At 71.0% G+C, this 19,744-nt stretch carries 20 protein-coding genes; 16 read left to right on the forward strand and 4 right to left on the reverse strand.

Features of this window, described 5'->3' with window-relative positions:
* Nucleotides 1–27: 27 nt before the first annotated feature.
* Complete coding sequence (locus BLP95_RS08275; RefSeq protein ID WP_089678137.1) at nucleotides 28–798, forward strand: hypothetical protein; 771 nt, start codon at nucleotides 28–30, stop codon at nucleotides 796–798.
* 122 nt (nucleotides 799–920) lie between these two features.
* Here BLP95_RS08275 and BLP95_RS08280 read toward each other — a convergent pair whose 3' ends face one another.
* Nucleotides 921–1,127, reverse strand: coding sequence for a cold-shock protein (locus tag BLP95_RS08280; RefSeq protein WP_023005630.1), 207 nt, complete (start codon nucleotides 1,125–1,127; stop codon nucleotides 921–923).
* 274 nt (nucleotides 1,128–1,401) lie between these two features.
* On the opposite strand from BLP95_RS08280, the gene BLP95_RS08285 reads away from it, so the two are divergent.
* Together BLP95_RS08285 and BLP95_RS08290 are read left to right on the forward strand one after the other, a co-directional pair.
* Complete coding sequence (locus tag BLP95_RS08285) at nucleotides 1,402–1,818, forward strand: NINE protein (protein WP_089678139.1); 417 nt, start codon at nucleotides 1,402–1,404, stop codon at nucleotides 1,816–1,818.
* 4 nt (nucleotides 1,819–1,822) lie between these two features.
* Nucleotides 1,823–2,467, forward strand: coding sequence for a LysE family translocator (locus BLP95_RS08290; protein ID WP_089678141.1), 645 nt, complete (start codon nucleotides 1,823–1,825; stop codon nucleotides 2,465–2,467).
* Here BLP95_RS08290 and BLP95_RS08295 read toward each other — a convergent pair.
* A complete protein-coding gene (locus BLP95_RS08295) occupies nucleotides 2,464–4,428 on the reverse strand; it encodes a transglycosylase SLT domain-containing protein (protein ID WP_089678143.1) in 1,965 nt (654 codons plus the stop codon). The genes BLP95_RS08290 and BLP95_RS08295 overlap by 4 nt on opposite strands.
* Nucleotides 4,429–4,603: 175 nt before the next feature.
* On the opposite strand from BLP95_RS08295, the gene BLP95_RS08300 reads away from it, so the two are divergent.
* The 8 genes from BLP95_RS08300 (at nucleotide 4,604) to sixA (ending at nucleotide 12,880) form a co-directional block, all read left to right on the forward strand.
* Nucleotides 4,604–4,948, forward strand: a complete 345-nt coding sequence (locus tag BLP95_RS08300) for a YkvA family protein (protein ID WP_089678145.1) — start codon at nucleotides 4,604–4,606, stop codon at nucleotides 4,946–4,948.
* 40 nt (nucleotides 4,949–4,988) lie between these two features.
* Nucleotides 4,989–5,492, forward strand: a complete 504-nt coding sequence (locus tag BLP95_RS08305; RefSeq protein ID WP_089678147.1) for a PaaI family thioesterase — start codon at nucleotides 4,989–4,991, stop codon at nucleotides 5,490–5,492.
* Nucleotides 5,485–5,955: a PaaI family thioesterase gene (locus tag BLP95_RS08310; protein WP_023005636.1), complete on the forward strand. Its 471-nt coding sequence runs from the start codon at nucleotides 5,485–5,487 to the stop codon at nucleotides 5,953–5,955. The genes BLP95_RS08305 and BLP95_RS08310 overlap by 8 nt, the downstream gene beginning before the upstream one ends.
* Before the next feature lie 96 nt (nucleotides 5,956–6,051).
* Nucleotides 6,052–7,959: a molecular chaperone HtpG gene (htpG, locus tag BLP95_RS08315; RefSeq protein ID WP_089678149.1), complete on the forward strand. Its 1,908-nt coding sequence runs from the start codon at nucleotides 6,052–6,054 to the stop codon at nucleotides 7,957–7,959.
* A 230-nt stretch (nucleotides 7,960–8,189) separates the two neighbouring features.
* A complete protein-coding gene (locus tag BLP95_RS08320; RefSeq protein WP_089678152.1) occupies nucleotides 8,190–9,761 on the forward strand; it encodes a Re/Si-specific NAD(P)(+) transhydrogenase subunit alpha in 1,572 nt (523 codons plus the stop codon).
* A 16-nt stretch (nucleotides 9,762–9,777) separates the two neighbouring features.
* Nucleotides 9,778–11,220 carry an NAD(P)(+) transhydrogenase (Re/Si-specific) subunit beta gene (locus BLP95_RS08325; protein WP_089678154.1) on the forward strand — a complete coding sequence of 481 codons (1,443 nt, stop codon included), beginning with the start codon at nucleotides 9,778–9,780 and terminating at the stop codon, nucleotides 11,218–11,220.
* 111 nt (nucleotides 11,221–11,331) lie between these two features.
* The gene (locus BLP95_RS08330) at nucleotides 11,332–12,411 is read left to right on the forward strand and encodes an NAD(P)H-dependent glycerol-3-phosphate dehydrogenase (protein WP_089678156.1); all 1,080 of its coding nucleotides are present in this window, start codon (nucleotides 11,332–11,334) and stop codon (nucleotides 12,409–12,411) included.
* A complete protein-coding gene (sixA, locus tag BLP95_RS08335; RefSeq protein WP_089678158.1) occupies nucleotides 12,404–12,880 on the forward strand; it encodes a phosphohistidine phosphatase SixA in 477 nt (158 codons plus the stop codon). The genes BLP95_RS08330 and sixA overlap by 8 nt, the downstream gene beginning before the upstream one ends.
* Nucleotides 12,881–12,956: 76 nt before the next feature.
* Here the strand turns inward: sixA and BLP95_RS08340 are convergent, their stop codons facing one another.
* On the reverse strand, nucleotides 12,957–13,904 hold the full coding sequence (locus BLP95_RS08340; RefSeq protein ID WP_089678160.1) for an AEC family transporter: 948 nt from the start codon (nucleotides 13,902–13,904) through the stop codon (nucleotides 12,957–12,959).
* 199 nt (nucleotides 13,905–14,103) lie between these two features.
* Here BLP95_RS08340 and BLP95_RS08345 point away from each other — a divergent pair, with 199 nt between their 5' ends.
* Genes BLP95_RS08345 through BLP95_RS08355 form a run of 3 tightly spaced genes read left to right on the forward strand, consistent with a single transcriptional unit; the run spans nucleotide 14,104 to nucleotide 16,927 of the window.
* The gene (locus BLP95_RS08345; RefSeq protein WP_089678163.1) at nucleotides 14,104–14,916 is read left to right on the forward strand and encodes an alpha/beta fold hydrolase; all 813 of its coding nucleotides are present in this window, start codon (nucleotides 14,104–14,106) and stop codon (nucleotides 14,914–14,916) included.
* Nucleotides 14,913–15,827, forward strand: a complete 915-nt coding sequence (locus BLP95_RS08350) for an alpha/beta fold hydrolase (protein WP_089678165.1) — start codon at nucleotides 14,913–14,915, stop codon at nucleotides 15,825–15,827. Before BLP95_RS08345 ends, BLP95_RS08350 begins: the two co-directional genes overlap by 4 nt.
* Nucleotides 15,828–15,877: 50 nt before the next feature.
* Nucleotides 15,878–16,927 (forward strand): patatin-like phospholipase family protein, encoded by a 1,050-nt coding sequence (locus BLP95_RS08355; RefSeq protein WP_089678167.1) that lies wholly within the window; start codon nucleotides 15,878–15,880, stop codon nucleotides 16,925–16,927.
* Nucleotides 16,928–16,940: 13 nt separating this feature from the next.
* Here the strand turns inward: BLP95_RS08355 and BLP95_RS08360 are convergent, their stop codons facing one another.
* Nucleotides 16,941–17,513, reverse strand: coding sequence for a Smr/MutS family protein (locus BLP95_RS08360; protein ID WP_089678169.1), 573 nt, complete (start codon nucleotides 17,511–17,513; stop codon nucleotides 16,941–16,943).
* A gap of 109 nt (nucleotides 17,514–17,622) precedes the next feature.
* On the opposite strand from BLP95_RS08360, the gene prmB reads away from it, so the two are divergent.
* Entirely contained in the window at nucleotides 17,623–18,576 is a 954-nt protein-coding gene (gene prmB, locus BLP95_RS08365) for a 50S ribosomal protein L3 N(5)-glutamine methyltransferase (RefSeq protein WP_245678714.1), read from the forward strand.
* Between the two features lie 27 nt (nucleotides 18,577–18,603).
* Complete coding sequence (gene aroC / locus BLP95_RS08370; protein ID WP_089678173.1) at nucleotides 18,604–19,689, forward strand: chorismate synthase; 1,086 nt, start codon at nucleotides 18,604–18,606, stop codon at nucleotides 19,687–19,689.
* Nucleotides 19,690–19,744 lie beyond the last annotated feature (55 nt).

The following is a 19,744-nucleotide window of genomic DNA, read 5'->3' on the forward strand; positions in this document are numbered from 1 at the left end:
CCCCTTGAACACGCAGATGGAGTCGCCATGAGCACCCAACCCTGGAAACCGACCCTAGTGGCGCTGCTGCTGGCGCTGGGCCTGGCCGGCTGCGGCAACGGCGACGATCCCGCCCCCGAGGCCTTGTCAGGCGCCGAGGAGAATGTTGAGGAGAGTGCCGAGGCCGCGCCGGCGGAGCCGATGCCCGAGACGCCCGAGTCGCCCGAAGAGGCGACCGAGACGGAGGGGGTGGCCGAGGACGCCGGGGGAGCGGATGCCGCCATGCCTGAGGGGGCCGCCGCGGCGGGAGAGGGCGTGCCGGCCGATGCCGAGGCACCCGCCTCCGCGGCGCCTGCCGGCGAGCCGGTGGAAGCCGATGCCGAGACGACCCTGGGGGCCTCGCCCGAGGCGACCCTGGAGCGGCAGGGAACCCTGACCGGCGAGGCGACCCGCGAGGACGTGGATGCCATCATCGAGGAGACCGAGAAGCGCTTCGAGGAGGCCCGCCAGCGCATCGACCAGCAGTTCGAGCAGGCCGAGCAGGAGGCCGTGGTGCCGGAGCCAATGGAAGGCGAGGCGGAGGTCGGAATCGACATCGACACCGCCCTCGACGAGGAGCCGCTGAGCGGTGAGGCGACGGGCGATGCCGAGGTCGACGCCTTCCTCGAAGAGCAGGAACGCCGCTTCGAGGCGGCCCAGCGCGAACTGGAGCAGCAGTTCGAGGCGATGGAGCAGGAGGTGCCCGAGTTCGGCGACGATCAGGCTACACCCTGGGAGGAGGCGTCCGTGCCGGGCGAGGAGGCGACGCCCGAGGAGTGAGCGGTCGTAGGCTTCCGGCAGCACGACCCATGGCACCCAACGCGACGGGCCCACCGCCAGGGTGGGCCCGTCTCTTTCAGCGGCGGCTCAGCAGCAGTGCTGTCGCCGCGTCCGGCAATGCCTCAGTCGGCGGGCCGGATGTTGGAGGCCTGAAGGCCCTTCTTGCCCTGAGTCACTTCGAAGGTGACCTTCTGGCCGTCCTGCAGGGATTTGAAGCCTTCAGCCTGAATCTCGGAGAAGTGCGCGAACAGGTCATCGCCGCCGTCGTCCGGGGAGATGAAGCCGTAACCCTTGGTGTCGTTGAACCACTTGACAGTGCCAGTTGCCATTTGTCGATTTCCTTAACTTGCTAGATAGTGTTGCCGGCGCGGGCGTGACGTCACGCCGTTGCCGCGGTGCCTGGCGGGAAAAGAAGGAAGCGTGTTCAACTGACATCGTTCCATCCGGGACCAGCGCATCGTCTGCGGCGCCTCGGCTTACCGGCCTGGGTGCCCGCGGTGGGGCGCCGGGAGCCGCTACCGAGCCCGCAAGGTCACTCTAGTTGGAAACCCCGGAAGCGTCCAGCACGCCCGGCCACCTCCCTTCACCCGTTTCGAGATCGACATGACCCATACCGACATCGCCCCTCGCGACACCCACAGCAAGCTGCTCGGCTACCTGCTCTGGCTGTTCGGCTTCCTGGGGGCCCACCGCTTCTACTACGGCAAGCCGGTGACCGGCACCCTATGGTTCTTCACCCTCGGCCTGCTGGGCATCGGCTGGCTGATCGACCTCTTCCTGATCCCTTCCATGGATCGCCAGGCGGACCTGCGCTTCACCGCCGGGCCTATCAACTACTCCCTGGCCTGGCTGCTGCTGACCTTCCTCGGGGTGTTCGGCCTGCACCGCTTCTACCAGGGCAAGTGGCTCACCGGGATCCTCTACCTGCTCACCTTCGGCCTGCTGGGGCTGGGGGTGCTGTACGACTTCTGGACCCTCAACGACCAGATCTCGATGCGCCACGCGCGCCGGGCGGGCTAGCGCCATGCTGGTCGATGCGCAGTTCTGGCCCTTCCTGGTGGCGATCACCCTGCTCTCCATCACCCCGGGAGTGGACACCCTGCTGGTGATCCGCAACACCGCCCGCGGCGGGGTGCGCGACGGGGTGCTCACCAGCCTGGCGATCTGCTGCGGGCTCTTCGTGCACGCCGCGGTCTCGGCGCTGGGGATCTCGCTGATCCTGCTGCAGTCGGCCTGGGCCTTCGGCGTGCTCAAGCTGGCGGGGGCCGCCTACCTGATCTGGCTGGGGCTCCAGGCGCTCCTCGCGGCGCGGCGCGGCCAGGGGCTGCCGGTAGCCGGGGTAAGCGGGGCACGCCAGACGGTGCCCGTCTGGCGGCCGCTGCGCGAGGGGCTGCTCTCCAATGTGCTCAACCCCAAGACGGTGGTCTTCTACATGGCCTTCCTGCCGCAGTTCATCGCCCCCGGCGACCCGGCACTGGCCAAGTCGCTGTTCCTGGCCGGGGTGCACTTCGTGATCGCCAACCTCTGGCAGGTGGGGGTGGCGCTGATGGTGGGCGGCGCCGGCCGGCTGCTGGCCAGCGCCGCCTTCGCCCGCTGGCTCAACGGCGTGACCGGCGCCGTGCTCATCGCCTTCGGCATCAAGCTGGCGCTGGAACGCCAGCCCGGCTAGTTGCGGGCCAGCAGCGAGCCGTCGTAGCGCACCGCCTTCTCGGCGTCGCTGAGCATCGAGACCCCCGTGCTGTCGCCGCCGTTGGCCAGGCTCTCGAAGATCGCCCGGTAGGTGAGTACCGCCTTGACGTAGCGGCGGGTCTCGCGGAAGGGGATGCGCTCGACGAAGAGGTCGAACTCGCTGCCGGCACTCTCCTCGAGCCAGCGGTCCACGCGGCCGGGGCCGGCGTTGTAGGCCGCCGCCGCGGCCAGGCGGTTGCCCCGGTAGCGTTCCAGCATGTCGCGGATGTAGGTGCTGCCCAGGCGAATGTTGAGCTCGGGGTCGAGCACGCCGTAGGGGCCGGGGTCGCCGATGCCGAGCTGGCGGGCCAGCTGGGTGGCGGTGCCGGGCATCACCTGCATCAGGCCGCGGGCGCCGGCCGGCGAGAGCGCCTCAGGGTTGTAGGCGCTCTCGCGCCGGGCGATGCCCATCAGCAGGTAGGGGTCGACCCCGGTCATCCGCCCCCAGTGCAGGAAGTGCTCGCGGTAGGCCTCGGGGAAGCGCCACGCCAGGGCGTCCCACAGCTGGCCGGCGATGGTGGTCTGCACCAGCTTGGCGTGCCAGCCGCGGCGGGCGGCGTAGTCGCCCAGGGCGCGAACCTCGCGCGGGCCGGCGCGGCGCACCGCGGCGTACCACTCGCTGGCGGCGAGTCCCGGCTCGCCGATGCGCATCAGCGCCTCGGTGCGCCGCACCACCGGCCAGTCGGCCACCTCGCGACGCTCGGCCTCACCGATGGCGTTGCGCTCGAGGTTGAGGGCGTAGGGCTGGCCCAGGCGGTCGGCGGCGGCGAAGCCGAAGAAGCTGCGCTCTTCGGCCGCCCGGGCGTAGGCCGCCCGCGCCTCGGTGTCGCGCCCCAGCTGCTCCTGAGCGCGGGCCGCCCAGTAGTGCCAGCGGGCGTCATCGCGGGTCTCGGCATCCATCTCGGCGAGCCACGCCAGTACCCCGCGCCAGTCGCGCTCGGCAAGGGCGGTGCGCACGCGAAGCTCGAGGAGCTCCGGGTCGGGAAGCTGGGGGAGGGCTGCATCCACCCAGGCGCGGTTCTCGCGCACCTCGCGCACCAGCGAGTAGAAGATCAGGTCGCGCTCGATGGCCTGGCGATGCTCGGGCGCGATCGCCAGCTGCGGGGCGATCTGGCGCCAGGCCGCCAGGGCCTGTTCGGTGTCGGCGCGCACATAGCCGTGCAGGGCGGCGGCGAAGAAGGGGCCGCTGGCCGCACAGTCGGGGCCCAGGCAGCGGGGCACCTGGGTCACCGTGGCGAACGACTGCTGCACCCTGTCGACGGCGGCGAGGGCGCCCTGCCAGCGGCTGCCCAGCAGCCGTCCCAGGTAGCGTGCCAGGCCGCTCTCTCCGGCCTGCCAGGCGAGCATCTGGCGCTCCCAGATCTCCGTCTCACCGATCTCTCCACGGGAGCGCAGGGTATCGAAGAGGGTGTCACAGGCGTCGGGCTGGGAGCGCCCGACTCGCCACAGCTCACGCCCGCCCTCGGCGGCCGTGGCGGGGTCGCGGTCGAGCAGGGCGGTGTAGTAGTAGCAGCGACGCGCGGTGCCCTCCGGCTCGCCGTCGGCCACCGTCAGCAGGTGCGCGCGACGCCCGGCCTGGCCGTACTGGGCGATGGCCTGGCCGCGCAGCCACTCGGCCAGGGGCGAGTCGGCGTGGCGGTCGATGAAGTCGAGCACCTCGCCGGGGGCGACCTCGGGGAGGCGGTCGCGCAGGCGATGGTAGGCTACGTAGCCGGCCAGCGCGTGGTCGCGGATGGCGGCCTGGTCGACCGCCGGCCAGTCGCCGGCCCGGGCGGCCGCCAGGGCCTCGCGCATGGCGCGGTCATCGGCCTGGGCGGCCTGGGACGGCCCGGCCAGCGGCAGGCAGGCCAGGGCGGCGACGGCCAGGCCGCGCCAGGAGAGCAGGGTGGGGCGCAGGAACATGGCGAAGCCTCCAGCAGAACGTTGCGCGATGCCTCATCCTCGCCCAGGCGCGGGGCGGTGGGATAGTGTCGCCCGGTCACGACAGGCCCCAAGGGGGTCGCGGCGGGCGCGGATCGCCTGTGGTACCTTGCTGCCTTGATAGCGGAGTTCGCCGCGACGGACAAGGAGAAGGCCCATGGCGCAGAAGGGTGGCAACCTGAAGACGCGGCTGCGGCGCCGCTCCCGTGTGGTGGCGCAGATCGCCCGGGCACTGCGGCTGTTCGTGCCGATGCTCAGGGACGTGCTGCGTGGGCGCTACCGCCCGGTGCCCTGGCCGGCCATGCTGTGGATGCTCGCGGCGCTGGTCTACCTGGTCTCGCCGCTGGACCTGATCCCCGACGTCCTGGTGCTGGTGGGGGTGCTCGACGACGCGGTGATCGTCGGCTGGCTGCTGACCCGAGTCGACGCCGCCCTGGCTCCCTATCGTTCCTGGCGCGAGGGCGGGGTGGACGCGAACGAGGACGACGCCTCCACGACCTGATACGATCGTTTGATCGACCCGCGAGACGAGCCCGACCCGCATGACGTTCCCCACCGATGCCTCGCCCGACGCCGCCGACTGGCGGCGTGCCCTGACCCGCTTCGTCACGGTGATCCCCCATACCCGGGAGCTGGGCCTCGAGGTGCTCGCCGCCGGCCCCGAGGGGGTGCGCATGCGCCTGCCCTGGCACACGGACCTCACCGGCGACGCCGTGCGCGGCCTGGTGCATGGCGGCGTGCTGACCATGCTGCTGGATACCGCCTGCGGTTCGGCGGTGCTGCCGGCCCTTCCCGCCCCCGAGGTGTGTCCGACCCTGGACCTGCGCGTCGACCACTATCGCCCGGCGCTGGCCGGCGAGCCGCTGGAGGTGGAGGCCTGGACCCGACGGGTCACCGCCTCCATCGTCTTCACCGAGGGGCGCGTCTGGCAGGCGGGGCACGGCGACGTCGCCCGGGCCGTCGGCAACTTCGTGCGCCTGGGGCCACGCAACACCCCGCCCGGCTTCGCCGCGGCGCTGTTCGCCGAGGAGGACGCCCATGCCTGAGGGCTTCCATCGCGCCGCCTGGCTGGCGCGCACCCGTGACGACCGTGACCTGGCCGCCTGGCTGGCGCTGATCCCCTACGCCCGGCGCATCGGCGTCAGCGCCGAGCCCGATCCCACGGGCGACGGCCTGCGCTACCGTCTCGAGCCGCACCCGGGCAACGTCGGCAACGTCATGCTGCCGGCGCTGCACGGCGGCGTGGTGGCGGCCTTCATGGAGACCGCCGCGACCCTCGACCTGATGCTGGCCACCCGCGAGCCGCGGCTGCCGCGGGTGGTGGACCTCTCCATCGACTACCTGCGCGCCGCGCGCCTCGCGCCCACCTTCGCCCGCTGCGAGCTGCTGCGCGAGGGGCGCCGGCTGGCCAACGTCACGGTCAGCGCCTGGCAGGCGCGTGAGACGGCTCCGGTGGCCACCGCGCGACTGCACTTCGTGCTGGGTGAGCCCGACGCCGAGGATCGCTGAGCCTCCCCGCGCCTTGAAAAGCGTCGCGGGACCCCCATATCGATTGCCGGTTACGAACATGCCGTCATGTCGAGAAGAGAGAGGGGTTCACGCCACATGACCACCGCGACGCACCACGAGGAGACCCTCGGCTTCCAGACCGAGGTGAAGCAGCTGCTCCACCTGATGATCCACTCCCTGTACTCCAACCGGGAGATCTTCCTGCGCGAGCTGATCTCCAACGCCGCCGACGCCTGCGACAAGCTGCGCTACGCGGCGCTGGACGATGACGCCCTCTACGAGGGAGACAGCGAGCTGCGCATCGAGATCGAGCACGACGCCGAGGCGGGCACCGTCACCGTGCGCGACAACGGCATCGGCATGAGCCGCGACGAGGTGATCAGTAACCTCGGCACCATCGCCCGCTCCGGCACCGCCGAGTTCCTCAAGCAGCTCTCCGGGGAGCAGCAGAAGGACGCCCGCCTGATCGGCCAGTTCGGGGTGGGCTTCTACTCCGGCTTCATCGTCGCCGACGAGGTCACGGTACGCACCCGCAAGGCGGGCAGCGACCACGCCGAGGGCGTCGAGTGGCGCTCGAAGGGCGAGGGCGAGTTCACCGTCGCCGATGTCGAGCGCGAGGCCCACGGCACCGAGATCGTGCTGCACCTCAAGGCCGATGCCCAGGAGTTCGCCGACGACTTCCGCCTGCAGAGCCTGGTGCGCAAGTACTCCGACCATATCGAGGTGCCGGTGCGCATGCCCAAGGTCGAGAAGGCCCGCGACGAGGAGGGCAACGAGATCGAGGGCAGCGAGACGGTCACCTGGGAGACCGTCAACGAGGCCACCGCGCTGTGGGTGCGCCCCAAGGGCGAGATCTCCGACGAGGAGTACAAGGCCTTCTACAAGCACGTGGCCCACGACTTCTCGGACCCGCTGACCTGGAGCCACAACAAGGTCGAGGGCAAGCTCGAGTACACCAGTCTGCTCTACGTGCCGGGCCGCGCGCCCTTCGACCTCTATGAGCGCGACGGCGCCCGGGGCGTGAAGCTTTACGTGCAGCGCGTCTTCATCATGGACGACGCGGAGCAGTTCCTACCGCTCTACCTGCGCTTCATCAAGGGCGTGCTGGATACCCGCGACCTGTCGCTCAACGTCTCCCGCGAGCTGCTGCAGCAGGACCCCCAGGTCGAGAAGATCAAGTCCGCGCTGACCAAGCGGGCGCTGGACATGCTCAAGAAGCTGGCCAAGGACCAGGAGGCCTACCAGACCTTCTGGAACACCTTCGGCAGCGTGCTCAAGGAGGGGCCGGCGGAGGACTTCGCCAACCGCGAGAAGATCGCCGGCCTGCTGCGCTTCTCCACTACCCACACCGACAGCGCCACCCAGGACCAGTCCCTGGCCGACTACGTCGAGCGCATGCCGGAGGGGCAGCAGAAGATCTACTACATCGTCGCCGACGGCTTCAATGCGGCGAAGTCCAGCCCGCACCTGGAGATCTTCCGCAAGAAGGGCATCGAGGTGCTGCTGCTGCACGACCGCATCGACGAGTGGCTGATGAGCCACCTCCACGAGTACGACGGCAAGAGCTTCGTCGATGTCGCCAAGGGCGAGCTCGACCTCGGCGAGATCGAGGGCGAGGAGGAGAAGAAGGCCCAGGAGGAGACCGCCAAGGCCAAGGAGGATCTGGTCAAGCGGGTCCGCGAGGCGCTGGGCGAGAGCGTCCAGGAGGTCAAGGTGACCCACCGTCTCACCGATTCGCCGGCCTGCGTGGTGCTGCCCGAGCACGAGATGGGCTTCCAGATGCGCCGCCTCATGGAGGCCGCCGGCCAGAAGGTGCCGGAGGTCAAGCCGATCCTCGAGCTCAACCCCGAGCACGCGCTGGTGGCGCGCCTGGAGCAGACCGAGGGCGAGGGCTTCGCCGACCTGGCCCATGTGCTGCTCGACCAGGCGATCATCGCCGAGGGCGGTCACCTCGATGACCCGGCCGTCTACGTCAAGCGCCTCAACGCCCTGCTGAGCGCCTGACCCCACCGCGTCACCTTCTCCGCTGCAGGCCGCCTTCGGGCGGCCTGCGCGCCTTTGTCCCTTGCCTTCCTGCCTCCCGCGGCGCACCGTTGTCGAGACGTTTCTGCCCCGGATGCTTGCCTTTTCATCGCCTTCGACGCATTTTCGACGGTTGTGCAATGCGGCATTGTCCGGTATGAATATCCGGTCTGACCTATGCAAGAATTCAATAACCAACCGGGAGATCCAACGTGAAGATTGGTGCACCCAGGGAGCTCGCCAAGGGCGAGGCGCGTGTGGCGCTGACCCCTGACAGCGCGCAGTTCATCCAGAAGCTTGGACATGACTGCCTGATCGAGAGCGGTGCCGGCGTGGCCGCCGGCTTCGACGACCAGGCCTATCGCGACGCCGGCGTCAGCGTGGTCGACGGCGCCGAGGCGCTGTGGAGCGAGGCCGAGGTGGTGATCAAGGTCCGTGAGCCCGAGGACGCGGAGGTCAAGCACCTGCGCCAGGGGCAGACCCTGATCAGCTTCTTCTGGCCGGCCCAGAACGAGGAGCTGCTGGAGAAGTGCCGTGCCCAGGGCGCCACCGTGGTGGCCATGGACATGGTGCCGCGCATCTCGCGGGCCCAGAAGATGGACGCCCTCTCCTCCATGGCCAACATCGCCGGCTATCGCGCGGTGATCGAGGCGGGCAACAACTTCGGACGCTTCTTCACCGGCCAGGTGACCGCCGCCGGCAAGGTGCCGCCGGCCAAGGTACTGGTGGTGGGTGCCGGCGTGGCGGGCCTCGCCGCCATCGGCACCGCCACCAGCCTGGGTGCAGTGGTGCGCGCCTTCGACGTGCGTCCCGAGGTGGCCGAGCAGATCGAGTCCATGGGTGCCGAGTTCCTGTTCCTCGACTTCGAGGAGAGCCAGGATGGCGCCGAGACCGGCGGCTATGCCGCGCCCTCCAGCCCCGAGTTCCGCGAGAAGCAGCTGGAGTGCTTCCGCGAGCAGGCACCGGACGTGGACATCGTCATCACCACCGCGCTGATTCCCGGCCGCCCCGCGCCCAAGCTGTGGCTCGAGGACATGGTCAAGGCCATGAAGCCCGGCTCGGTGATCGTCGACCTGGCGGCCGAGAAGGGCGGCAACTGCGACCTCACGGTGCCCGACGAGAAGGTGGTGACCGACAACGGCGTGACCGTGGTCGGCTACACCGACTTCCCGTCGCGCATGGCGACCCAGTCGTCGCTGCTCTACGCCACCAATATCCGCCACATGCTCACCGACCTGACGCCGGAGAAGGATGGCCAGATCGTCCACGACATGGAGGACGACGTCATCCGCGGCGCCACGGTGACCCATCAGGGCGAGGTCACCTTCCCGCCGCCGCCGCCCAAGGTGAAGGCGATCGCCGCGGCGAAGCCCAAGCCCAAGGAGAAGGAGCCGACCCCCGAGGAGAAGAAGGCCGCCGAGCACGCCGCCTTCAAGGCCCAGACCAAGCGCCAGGTGACCCTGCTCGGCGTCGGCGGCGCGCTGATGCTGCTGCTCGGCCAGGTGGCCCCGCCCTCCTTCATGCAGCACTTCATCGTCTTCGCCCTGGCCTGCTTCGTCGGCTTCCAGGTGATCTGGGGGGTCAGCCACTCCCTGCACACGCCGCTGATGGCGGTGACCAACGCCATCTCCGGGATCATCATCCTGGGCGCGATCCTGCAGATCGGCTCGGGCAACGGCCTGGTGACCCTGATGGCGGCCATCTCGGTGCTGGTGGCGACCATCAATATCGTGGGCGGCTTCCTGGTGACACGCCGGATGCTGGCCATGTTCCAGAAATCATGAACCGCGGAGACAACCCATGCTGAGTCAAGGATTCGTGTCTGCCGCGGCGATCGCGGCAAGTGTGCTGTTCATCCTCTCCTTGGGGGGGCTGAGCAATCAGGAAAAGGCCAAGCGGGCGGTGTGGTACGGCATCGTCGGTATGGCGGTGGCGGTGTTCTTCACCGCCTTCGGCCCGGGCATCGGCGCCTACGGCTGGATGATCCCGATGATGATCATCGGCGCCGGCATCGGCGTCTATGTGGCCAAGAAGGTCGACATGACCGAGATGCCGCAGCTGGTGGCGGCGCTGCACAGCTTCGTCGGCCTGGCGGCGGTGTTCGTCGGCTGGAGCGCCGACCTCGAGCGGCGTCGCGTGCTCGCCGCGCGTGCCGTCGAGGCGAGCACCGACCAGTTCTCCGCCTTCGCCGCCCTGGTGGCGACCAAGGCACCGGACGAGCTGATGTTCCTGCAGATCGAGGTGGTGCTGGGCGTGTTCATCGGCGCGGTGACCTTCACCGGCTCGGTGATCGCCTTCGGCAAGCTGGCCGGCAAGGTGGACGGCAAGCCGAAGCAGCTGCCCGGCGGGCATATGCTCAACGCCGGCGCAGCGGCGCTGTCGCTGCTGCTGGCCATCCTCTACCTCAACGGTGCCGGCTTCTGGACCCTGCTGCTGATCGCCGCCCTGGCGTTCTTCATCGGCTACCACCTGATCATGGGCATCGGCGGCGCCGACATGCCGGTGGTGGTGTCGATGCTCAACAGCTACTCCGGCTGGGCCGCGGCGGCCATCGGCTTCACCCTCTCCAACGACCTGCTGATCGTCACCGGCGCCCTGGTGGGCTCCTCCGGTGCCATCCTGTCGTACATCATGTGCAAGGCGATGAACCGCAACTTCCTCAACGTCATCCTCGGCGGCTTCGGCGGCAGCCAGGGCCCGGCGGCGGAGATCGAGGGGGAGCAGGTGGCCATCGACGCCGGTGGCGTGGCCAGCGCCCTCAACGACGCCGACAGCGTGATCATCGTGCCGGGCTACGGCATGGCGGTGGCCCAGGCGCAGAACGCGGTCAGCGAGCTGACCCGCAAGCTGCGCAGTGCCGGCAAGGAGGTGCGCTTCGGCATCCACCCGGTGGCGGGTCGCCTGCCCGGCCACATGAACGTGCTGCTGGCCGAGGCCAAGGTGCCCTACGACATCGTGCTGGAGATGGACGAGATCAACGACGACTTCGCCACCACCGACGTGGTGATCGTCATCGGCTCCAACGATATCGTCAACCCGGCCGCCCAGGAGGATCCCAACAGCCCCATCGCCGGCATGCCGGTGCTGAAGGTGTGGGAGGCCAAGCAGGTGTTCGTCTGCAAGCGTGGCCAGGGTACCGGCTACTCCGGCATCGAGAACCCGCTGTTCTTCAAGGAGAACACCCGGATGTTCTACGGCGATGCCCGGGAGAGCATCGACTCGCTGCTGCCGCAGATCGACTGAGCCGGCCAACCGCCCGGGCCGAGGCCCGGGCGCTGTCGCCTCGAGACGCCCCCTTCGTGGGGCGTTTTTCGTTACACTGCGCCCATCGATTCCGACCGACACGGGGCGACCATGACCGACCAACCCCTGCGCGTGGCGGTGCTCGGCGGCGGCAGCTTCGGCACCGCGCTGGCCAGCATCGCCGCCGACAACGGCGCCCGGGTGCGCCAGTGGCTGCGCGACCCGGCGCTGGCCGAGCAGATCAACCGCGAGCACGTCAACGGCCGCTACCTGCCCGACTACGCCATCAACCCTGCGGTGGTTGCCGCCACCGGGATGGCCGAGGTGCTCGAGGGCGCCGACCTGGTGCTGGTGGCGATCCCCTCCAAGGCGTTCCGCGAGGTGGTGCGCCAGGCGCGCCCCTTCCTCGCCCCGCAGCAGATCCTGGTGACCACCACCAAGGGCATCCAGGAGGAGGGCTTCAAGCTGATGAGCCAGATCCTCGAGGAGGAGACCGGCTTCGCCCATATCGGCGTGATCTCCGGGCCCAACCTCGCCTCCGAGGTGGCCGACAAACAGCTGACCGCCACGGTGATCGCCAGCGACGACCCCGAGACCCGCACCCGGGTGCAGACGGCACTGGGCTGCGACTACTTTCGGGTCTACGCCAGCAACGACCGCTACGGGGTGGAGCTCGGCGGGGCGCTCAAGAACATCTACGCCATCGCCGCCGGCATGGCCGCCGCGCTGGGCATGGGCGAGAACACCCGCAGCATGCTGATGACCCGGGCGCTGGCCGAGATGAGCCGCTTCGCCGTGGCCCAGGGCGCCAACCCCATGACCTTCCTGGGACTGGCCGGGGTTGGGGACCTCATCGTTACCTGCTCCTCGCGGCTGTCGCGCAACTACCGGGTCGGCTACGCCCTGGGCGAGGGCAAGTCCCTCGACGAGGCGGTGGAGGCCCTGGGTCAGGTGGCCGAGGGGGTCAACACCGTGCGCCTGGTCCGCGACAAGGCGCGTGCCGAGGGCATCTACATGCCGCTGGCCGAGGGGCTCTACCAGGTGCTCTTCAAGGGCGTGCCGGCCAAGGAGATGGCGAAGATGCTGATGCTGGGCGAGCAGAGCAGCGACGTGGAGTTCGTGCTGGCCCGGGAGGATGTCCAGCGCGCCCATCGCGAGCGTGCCGGTGAAACGGGAGGCGAGCATGGCTGAGCGGCTCTGGCTCATGCGCCACGGCGAGGCCGCCCCGGGCGCCCCGGACCGCGAGCGAGCGCTCACCGACCACGGCCGGGAGGAGGCGGGGCGCATGGCGGCCTGGCTGGCCGGCCAGCATGGAGTGGGTGAGGCGCGCCTGCTGGCGAGCCCCTACCGCCGCGCCCTTCAGAGCGCCGCGGCGCTGGCCGAGGCGCTCGAGGTGGAGATCGAGCCCCTCGCCCTGATCACGCCGGACGACGCCCCCGAGGCGGTGAGCGACTGGCTGCTCGAACAGCCGGCGGGGCGGCCGCTGATCCTGGTCAGCCATATGCCGCTGGTGGGGGCGCTGACCGGGCTGCTGGTGGAGGGACGGACGGACCGTGGCCTCGGCTTCCCCACCGCCGCTGTGGCGGAACTCGAGGCCGAGGTGTGGGCGGCAGGCTGTGCCCGCCTGGCACGCTTTGTCAGCCCTGCCGATCTCGGCTGAGCCAGGATCAGGACCGTACGCGAGGGCGCTGGGGGCAAGCCGAAGAGGAGATACCGCCTCTCCTGACCAGCCGCCGCTAGATCAGTCCGATCACCTGCAGCCCGAAGGCCCCCAGGGTGAGGGTGACGCTGGCCATCAGGGTGGTCAGGGCGATGATGTTGGCGGTGAGCACGGCGTTGCCGCCCATCGCCTTGGCCATCACGAAGGCCGCCGCCGCGGTGGGGCTGGCGAAGAACAGGAACATCACCCCCAGCTCGCGCCCCTCGAAGCCCGCCAGCCAGGCCGCGCCGGTGGAGAGGGCCGGCAGCGCCACCATCTTCATCAGGCTGGCGCTGAGCGCCGTGATGCCGGAGGCCTGCAGGGCGCCGAAGGAGAGGGTGGCGCCGATGCAGATCAGCGCCAGCGGCAGGGTCAGGGAGGCGAAGTAGTCGCCCGAGGTGAGCAGCCAGCCGGGCAGTGGCGGGGCCAGCAGCGCCACCGGCACCGCCGCCACCACCGCCAGGATCAGGGGGTTCCTCACGATATGGGCGAGGATGTCGCGCCAGTCGACCCGGGCCTCGTCGCGATAGGCGGCCAGCGCCACCACCGAGAAGGCGTTGTAGGTGAGGATCACCACCCCCAGCAGCAGGCCGCCGGCGGAGAGGCCGTAGTCGCCGTACATGCCGGCGGCCAGCGCCAAGCCGACGATGCCGCAGTTGCCACGGAAGGCCCCCTGGATATAGCTGCCGCGGTCGGCGCGGGGCACGCGCAGCGCCGCCCAGCCCCACACCGCCAGGAAGCCGCCCAGGGTGATCAGGGCGAAGGCGACCAGCAGCCGGGGGTTGAGGGTGGCCGCCAGGTCGGCACGGATGATGCTGAGGAAGATCAGGGTGGGCAGTGTCGCCTTGAACACCAGCTGGGAGGCGGTGGTGACGAAGGCGGCGTCGATCCAGCGGGCGCGCTTGAGCCCCAGCCCGATGAAGACCATGGCGAAGACCGGCAGGGTGATCTCCAGGGTGGAGCGGAACAGGGCCAGCGCATCCATCAGCGCGCCAGCCAGAAGCCGACCACCACGGCGGCCAGCACGGTGGCGAAGAACAGACGGTTGCGGGTGCGGGTATCACGGGGCTTGCGGGCGTTCACGGCGGCTCCGGGGCTGGGTGACTTGGCGAACCATGGTAATCCCGTTAGCCTGCTACCACCAGGCGCCCCGCGCCGCCCCGACTCCCGGACCAGGATCCCCGATGACCGCCGCCGAGACCGACCGCCCCACGCTGCTGTTCGCCCACGCCAACGGCTTCCCCGGGGTCTGTTACCGCAGCTTCCTGGCGCCGCTGGGGGAGCGCTTCACCCTGCACCCCCTGGACCGCCTGGGCCATCATCCCGACTTCCCGGTGGGGCACAACTGGCTGGCGCTGCGCGACGAGCTGCTCCATGCTCTGGAGGCCTTCGAGACCCCGGTGATCGGCGTGGGCCACTCCATGGGCGGGGTGCTGATGGCGATGGCCGCCGAGGCGGCCCCCGAGCGCTTCCGCTGCGTGGTGATGCTCGACCCGCCGCTGATGCTGGGGCTCGATGCCTGGGCCATGAAGAGCGCCAAGCGCCTGGGACTGGTGGACCGCGTCACCCCCGCCGGGCGCAGCCTGGGGCGGCGCACCACCTGGCCGGATCGCGAGGCGATGCGCCACTACCTGCGCCGCCGCGGGCTCTTCCGGCGCTTCACCGAGCAGGCCCTGGACGACTACGTGGAAGGCGGCACCCGCCTGCTCGATGACGGCCGCGCGGTGCTGGTCTATGACCCGGCCATCGAGGTGGAGATCTTTCGCCACCTGCCCGACCATCTGGGGGACCTGCCGCGCCGGCTGCGGGTGCCCCACGCGGTGCTCGCCGGCGAGGACTCCGACCTGCTGACCCCGCGGCGGCGCCGGCGCCTGACCCGCCACGGGGTGCGGGTGCGCCTGGTGCCCGGCAGCCACATGTTCCCCATGGAGCACCCCGACGCGGCCCGCCAGGGCTTGCTCGGGGTGCTCGACGAGCTGATCGGGGTGGCGCCATGATGGCTCCCGCCTCGCTGCGCCTGGCCAATGACCGCCTGGCGGCCCTGGCCTGGGGCGACCCCGGGGCGCCCACCTGGCTGGCGCTGCATGGCTGGCTCGACAACGCGGCGAGCTTCTCGCGCCTCGCCCCGCGGCTGGTGGCGCGCCTGGGCATCCGTGTCGTGGCCATCGACTTCGCCGGCCATGGCCACTCCGCCCACTCGCCGGGCGACTACGCCATCTGGGACTACTGCGACGACGTCCTCGACGCCGTCGAGGCGCTGGGCCTCGATGCGCCCACCCTGCTGGCCCACTCCATGGGTGCCGGGGTGGCCTGCCTGGTCGCCGCGGCGCTGCCCGAACGGGTGGGGCGGCTGGCGCTGATCGACGGCCTGGGGGCGGTGACCACCCCCGCCGACCAGGCCCCGCGGCAGCTGCGACGGGGCCTGCTGGGCCACCGCCGCCCGCCCTCCCGTGGGCCGCGCTATGCTGACGAGGAGAGCGCCGTGGCCGCGCGCGCCAGGGGCGGCGCGACCCCGGTAGAGGCCGCCAGCATCCGACCGGTGGTGGCGCGCAACCTGCGCCTCCTGGCGGACGGAGTTCTGGGCTGGCGCAGCGACCCCCGGCTGGTGCGCCCCTCCCCGGTGCGCCTGACCCCGGCCCAGGTGGCGGCCTGCCTGGCGGCGATCGCCTGTCCCGCGCTGCTGGTCGAAGGGGAGGACGGCATCCTCGGCGAGAGCGAGCGGGCACGTGCCGCCCGCGCGGCGCTGCCGGGGCTCGAGCGCCGGGTGTTGCCGGGCGGGCACCACCTGCACCTGGAGCCCGGTGCGGTGGCGGCGGTGGCCGAGGCCATCGCCGCCTGGGCCGAGGGTACGGGTGGGGTGGCGTTCCCGGCGGAGGCGGAACGACGCAGCGACGAGGTGGGCGGATGAGCAGGAGAAGCAGGCGACAGCGCGGAGAGACTGGCGAGGGAGGCCGGGTCATGAACGACGACAGGCGAGGCGCCTCACGGGAGAAGCGGGTGGCGCTGGTGCTCGGCAGCGGCGGGGCGCGCGGCTATGCCCATATCGGCGTGATCGAGGAGCTCGAGCGGCGCGGCTACCAGGTGGTGGCGGTCTCGGGGTGCTCCATGGGCGCCCTGGTGGGCGGGGTCTACGCCGCCGGCCAGCTGGAGGCCTACCGCGACTGGGTCTGCCGGCTCGACTACTTCGACGTGCTGCGCCTGGTGGACATCACCTGGAGCCCCATGGGCGCCATGAAGGCCAGCAAGGTGATGGCCAAGCTGGAGAGCCTGGTGGGGGACACCCGCATCGAGGACCTGGCGATCCCGGTCACCACCGTGGCCACCGACCTGACCCGCCAGCGCGAGGTGTGGTTCCAGAGCGGACCGCTGCTGGAGGCGATCCGCGCCTCCATCGCCGTGCCCGGGGTGATCACCCCCGTCCACCGCGGTGACCAGGTGCTGGTGGACGGCGGCCTGCTCAACCCGCTGCCGATCATGCCCACCCTGGCCGCCCGCGCCGACCTGGTGCTGGCGGTCAACGTCACCGCCCATAGCCCGCGCCCGGTGACCCTGGAGGAGCTTCTGCCACCGGAGGCGGCCCGGGAGGAGCGTGAGCGGGAGGCCGCCCGCGACGCCTCCTCGGGCGTGGACTTCGCCGGCTGGGTCGAGGGGGTGAGGAGCGCCGCCGGGCGCTGGATCGACGGCCTGGGCGGGCGCGAGACCGAGGAGGCAGCGGGCGACGCGGAGAGCGATCGCCGCCGCCAGTGGGGGCGCCTCGACACCGTGCTCGCCTCCTTCGACATCACCCAGGCGGCGTTGGCCAAGTACAAGGTGGCGGGGCACCCGCCGGACGTGCTGATCGAGGTGCCCAAGACGGTGTGCGGTGCCTACGAGTTCCACCGCGCCGAGGCGTTGATCACCCTGGGCCGCCAGCTGGCGGTGGAGGCGCTGGACCGCTTCGAGGGGCGCCACCAGCCGGGCTGGGGCAGCCGCGCCATCGTGGTGGAGCCGGAGGCGCCGGAGGCCTAGGAGGAGTGAGGGATCAGGGTGTGCCGCGCCGGCGCAGCAGCACGTAGACGGCGCCGGTACCGCCGTCGGCATCGGTGGCCGAGCAGAAGGCCAGCACCCCCGGCCATTCGCGCAGCCAGGCGTTGACGTGGCTCTTGATCACCGGGTAGTTGCCGTCGACTCCCCATGCCTTGCCGTGTACCACCAGCAGGCAGCGGCGTCCCTCGGCGCCGGCGTCGCGCAGGAAGCTCTCGAGCTCGGCCCGCGCCTCGTCCAGGGTGTAGCCATGCAGGTCCAGCCCCGCCTCCCAGGCCAGCTCGCCGCGCTTCAGGCGGCTACGCTCCCGCCAGGGGAGGTCGGGCAGGAAGAATTCCAGATACTCCGAGGGGCGCACCGCCTCGACACGGCCGTCGGAGGTGCGGCCCGTGCTGCTCTCCTCGCCGGCGGCCTGGGCGGCGGCGCGGCGCGCGGCGGCGGCCGGGTCCTCGCGGCGGGGGCGGCCGGGGTCGGCGCGGTTGCGGGCGATGCGGCGCACCCCGGCCTCGCGCAGGGCCTGGCGGAAGGCGCTGATCTCGTCGTCGTCCGGGCGGTGGCAGTCTCGGCTCATGGGAGTCGGGTCGGTTGGCGTGGGCGCCCAGTATACCCGGCGCGGCGTGGCTGTGAACCGGCGCGCCGGGTTACAATCGCGGCTTTCCCCACGATGTTCAGGTGCTCCCTTGGCCGACCCGCACGCCCCCCGCGCGACCTCCTCCCTCGCCCTCGATGACGACCGCCTGGTCGCCGAGCTGTTCACCCTGCGCGATTGCCTGCGCTGGGCGGCCAGCGAGTTCCACCTCGCCGGGCTGTTCCACGGCCATGGCACCGAGTCGCCCTGGGACGAGGCGGTGGCGCTGACCCTGGGGGCCCTGCACCTGCCCTGGAACGTCGACCCGGCGGTACTCGACGCGCGCCTGCTGCCCATGGAGCGTGAGCGCATCGTGGCCCTGGTGCGGGCCCGCATCACGACCCGCCGGCCGCTGCCCTACCTGCTCGGCGAGGCGTGGTTCGCCGGCCTGCCCTTCGACGTCGACGAGCGGGTGCTGATCCCGCGCTCGCCCATCGCCGAGCTGGTGGAGTCGGGCTTCGCCGCCTGGTTCCCCGAGGAGCCGCCGGCGCGGGTGCTCGACCTGTGCACCGGCTCGGGCTGCATCGGTATCGCCACCGCGCTTCACCTGCCTACCTGCGAGGTGGACCTCTCCGACATCAGCGAGGAGGCGCTGGCGGTGGCGCGGCGCAACATCGGCCGCCACGACGTCGGCGAGCGGGTGCGCGCGGTACACTCGGACCTCTTCGCGGCGCTGCCGGGGCGCTATGACTTGATCGTCTCCAACCCGCCCTATGTCGACGCCCGTGACCTCGCCACCATGCCCGCCGAGTTCCGCCACGAGCCGGCCCTGGCGCTGGGGGCCGGCGACGACGGCCTGGCGATCGTGCGCCGCATCCTGCGCGAGGCCCGCGCCCACCTGAACGACCACGGCGTGCTGATCGTCGAGGTGGGCAACTCCGACCACCACCTGGAGGCCGCCTTCCCCGAGGTGTCCTTCCTGTGGCTCGACTTCGAGCGCGGCGGCCAGGGCGTCTTCGCCCTCACCGCCGAGGAACTCGACGCCCATGCGGCGTCCTTCGCCTGATCCCCGCCCCCTCAAGGAGACGCGCCCATGTCCGGCAACACCTTCGGCAAGCTGTTCACCGTCACCACCTTCGGCGAGAGCCATGGCCCGGCGCTGGGCGCCATCGTCGACGGCTGCCCGCCGGGGCTGCCGCTGTCCGAGGAGGACCTGCAGCGTGACCTCGACCGCCGCCGGCCGGGCACCTCGCGCCACACCACCCAGCGCCGCGAGCCCGACCGGGTGAGGATCCTCTCCGGAGTCTTCGAGGGGGTGACCACCGGCACCTCGATCGGCCTTGTGATCGAGAACACCGACCAGCGCTCCAAGGACTACTCGAAGATCAAGGACCAGTTCCGCCCGGCCCACGCCGACTACAGCTACCACCACAAGTACGGCATCCGCGACTACCGCGGCGGTGGGCGCTCCAGCGCCCGGGAGACCGCCATGCGGGTGGCCGCCGGGGCGATCGCCAAGAAGTACCTGGCGGCCCAGGGCATCGTGGTGCGCGGCTATATGAGCCAGCTCGGCCCCATCGCCATCGACTTCCGGGAGTGGGAGGCGGTGGACGCCAATCCCTTCTTCTGCCCCGACCCCGACCGCGTGCCGGAGCTCGAGGCCTACATGGACCAGCTGCGCCGCGACCAGGATTCGGTGGGCGCGCGGATCACCGTGGTCGCCGAGGGGGTGCCGCCGGGCCTCGGCGAACCGGTGTTCGACCGCCTCGATGCCGAGCTGGCCCACGGCCTGATGAGCATCAACGCGGTCAAGGGGGTGGAGATCGGCGACGGCTTCGCCAGCGTGGCCAGCCGCGGCAGCGAGCACCGTGACGAGATGACCCCCGCGGGCTTCCTCTCCAACCACGCCGGCGGGGTGCTGGGGGGCATCTCCAGCGGCCAGGCGATCATCGCCCACCTGGCGCTCAAGCCCACCTCCAGCATCACCACGCCCGGGCGCAGCATCGACGTCCACGGCAACCCGGTGGAGGTAGTCACCCGGGGGCGCCACGACCCCTGCGTGGGCATCCGCGCCACCCCCATCGCCGAGGCGATGATGGCGCTGACCCTGATGGACCACCTGCTGCGCCATCGCGCCCAGAACGCCGAGGTGCGGGTGGAGACCCCGGTGCTGCGCTGACGGCGTCCCGACGTCTTGAGGGTGGCGTGGTGACAGCGAAGGGCGACGGCGCCGG

This window comes from Halomonas shengliensis (genome assembly GCF_900104135.1).
Classification (GTDB): Bacteria; Pseudomonadota; Gammaproteobacteria; order Pseudomonadales; family Halomonadaceae; genus Halomonas; species Halomonas shengliensis.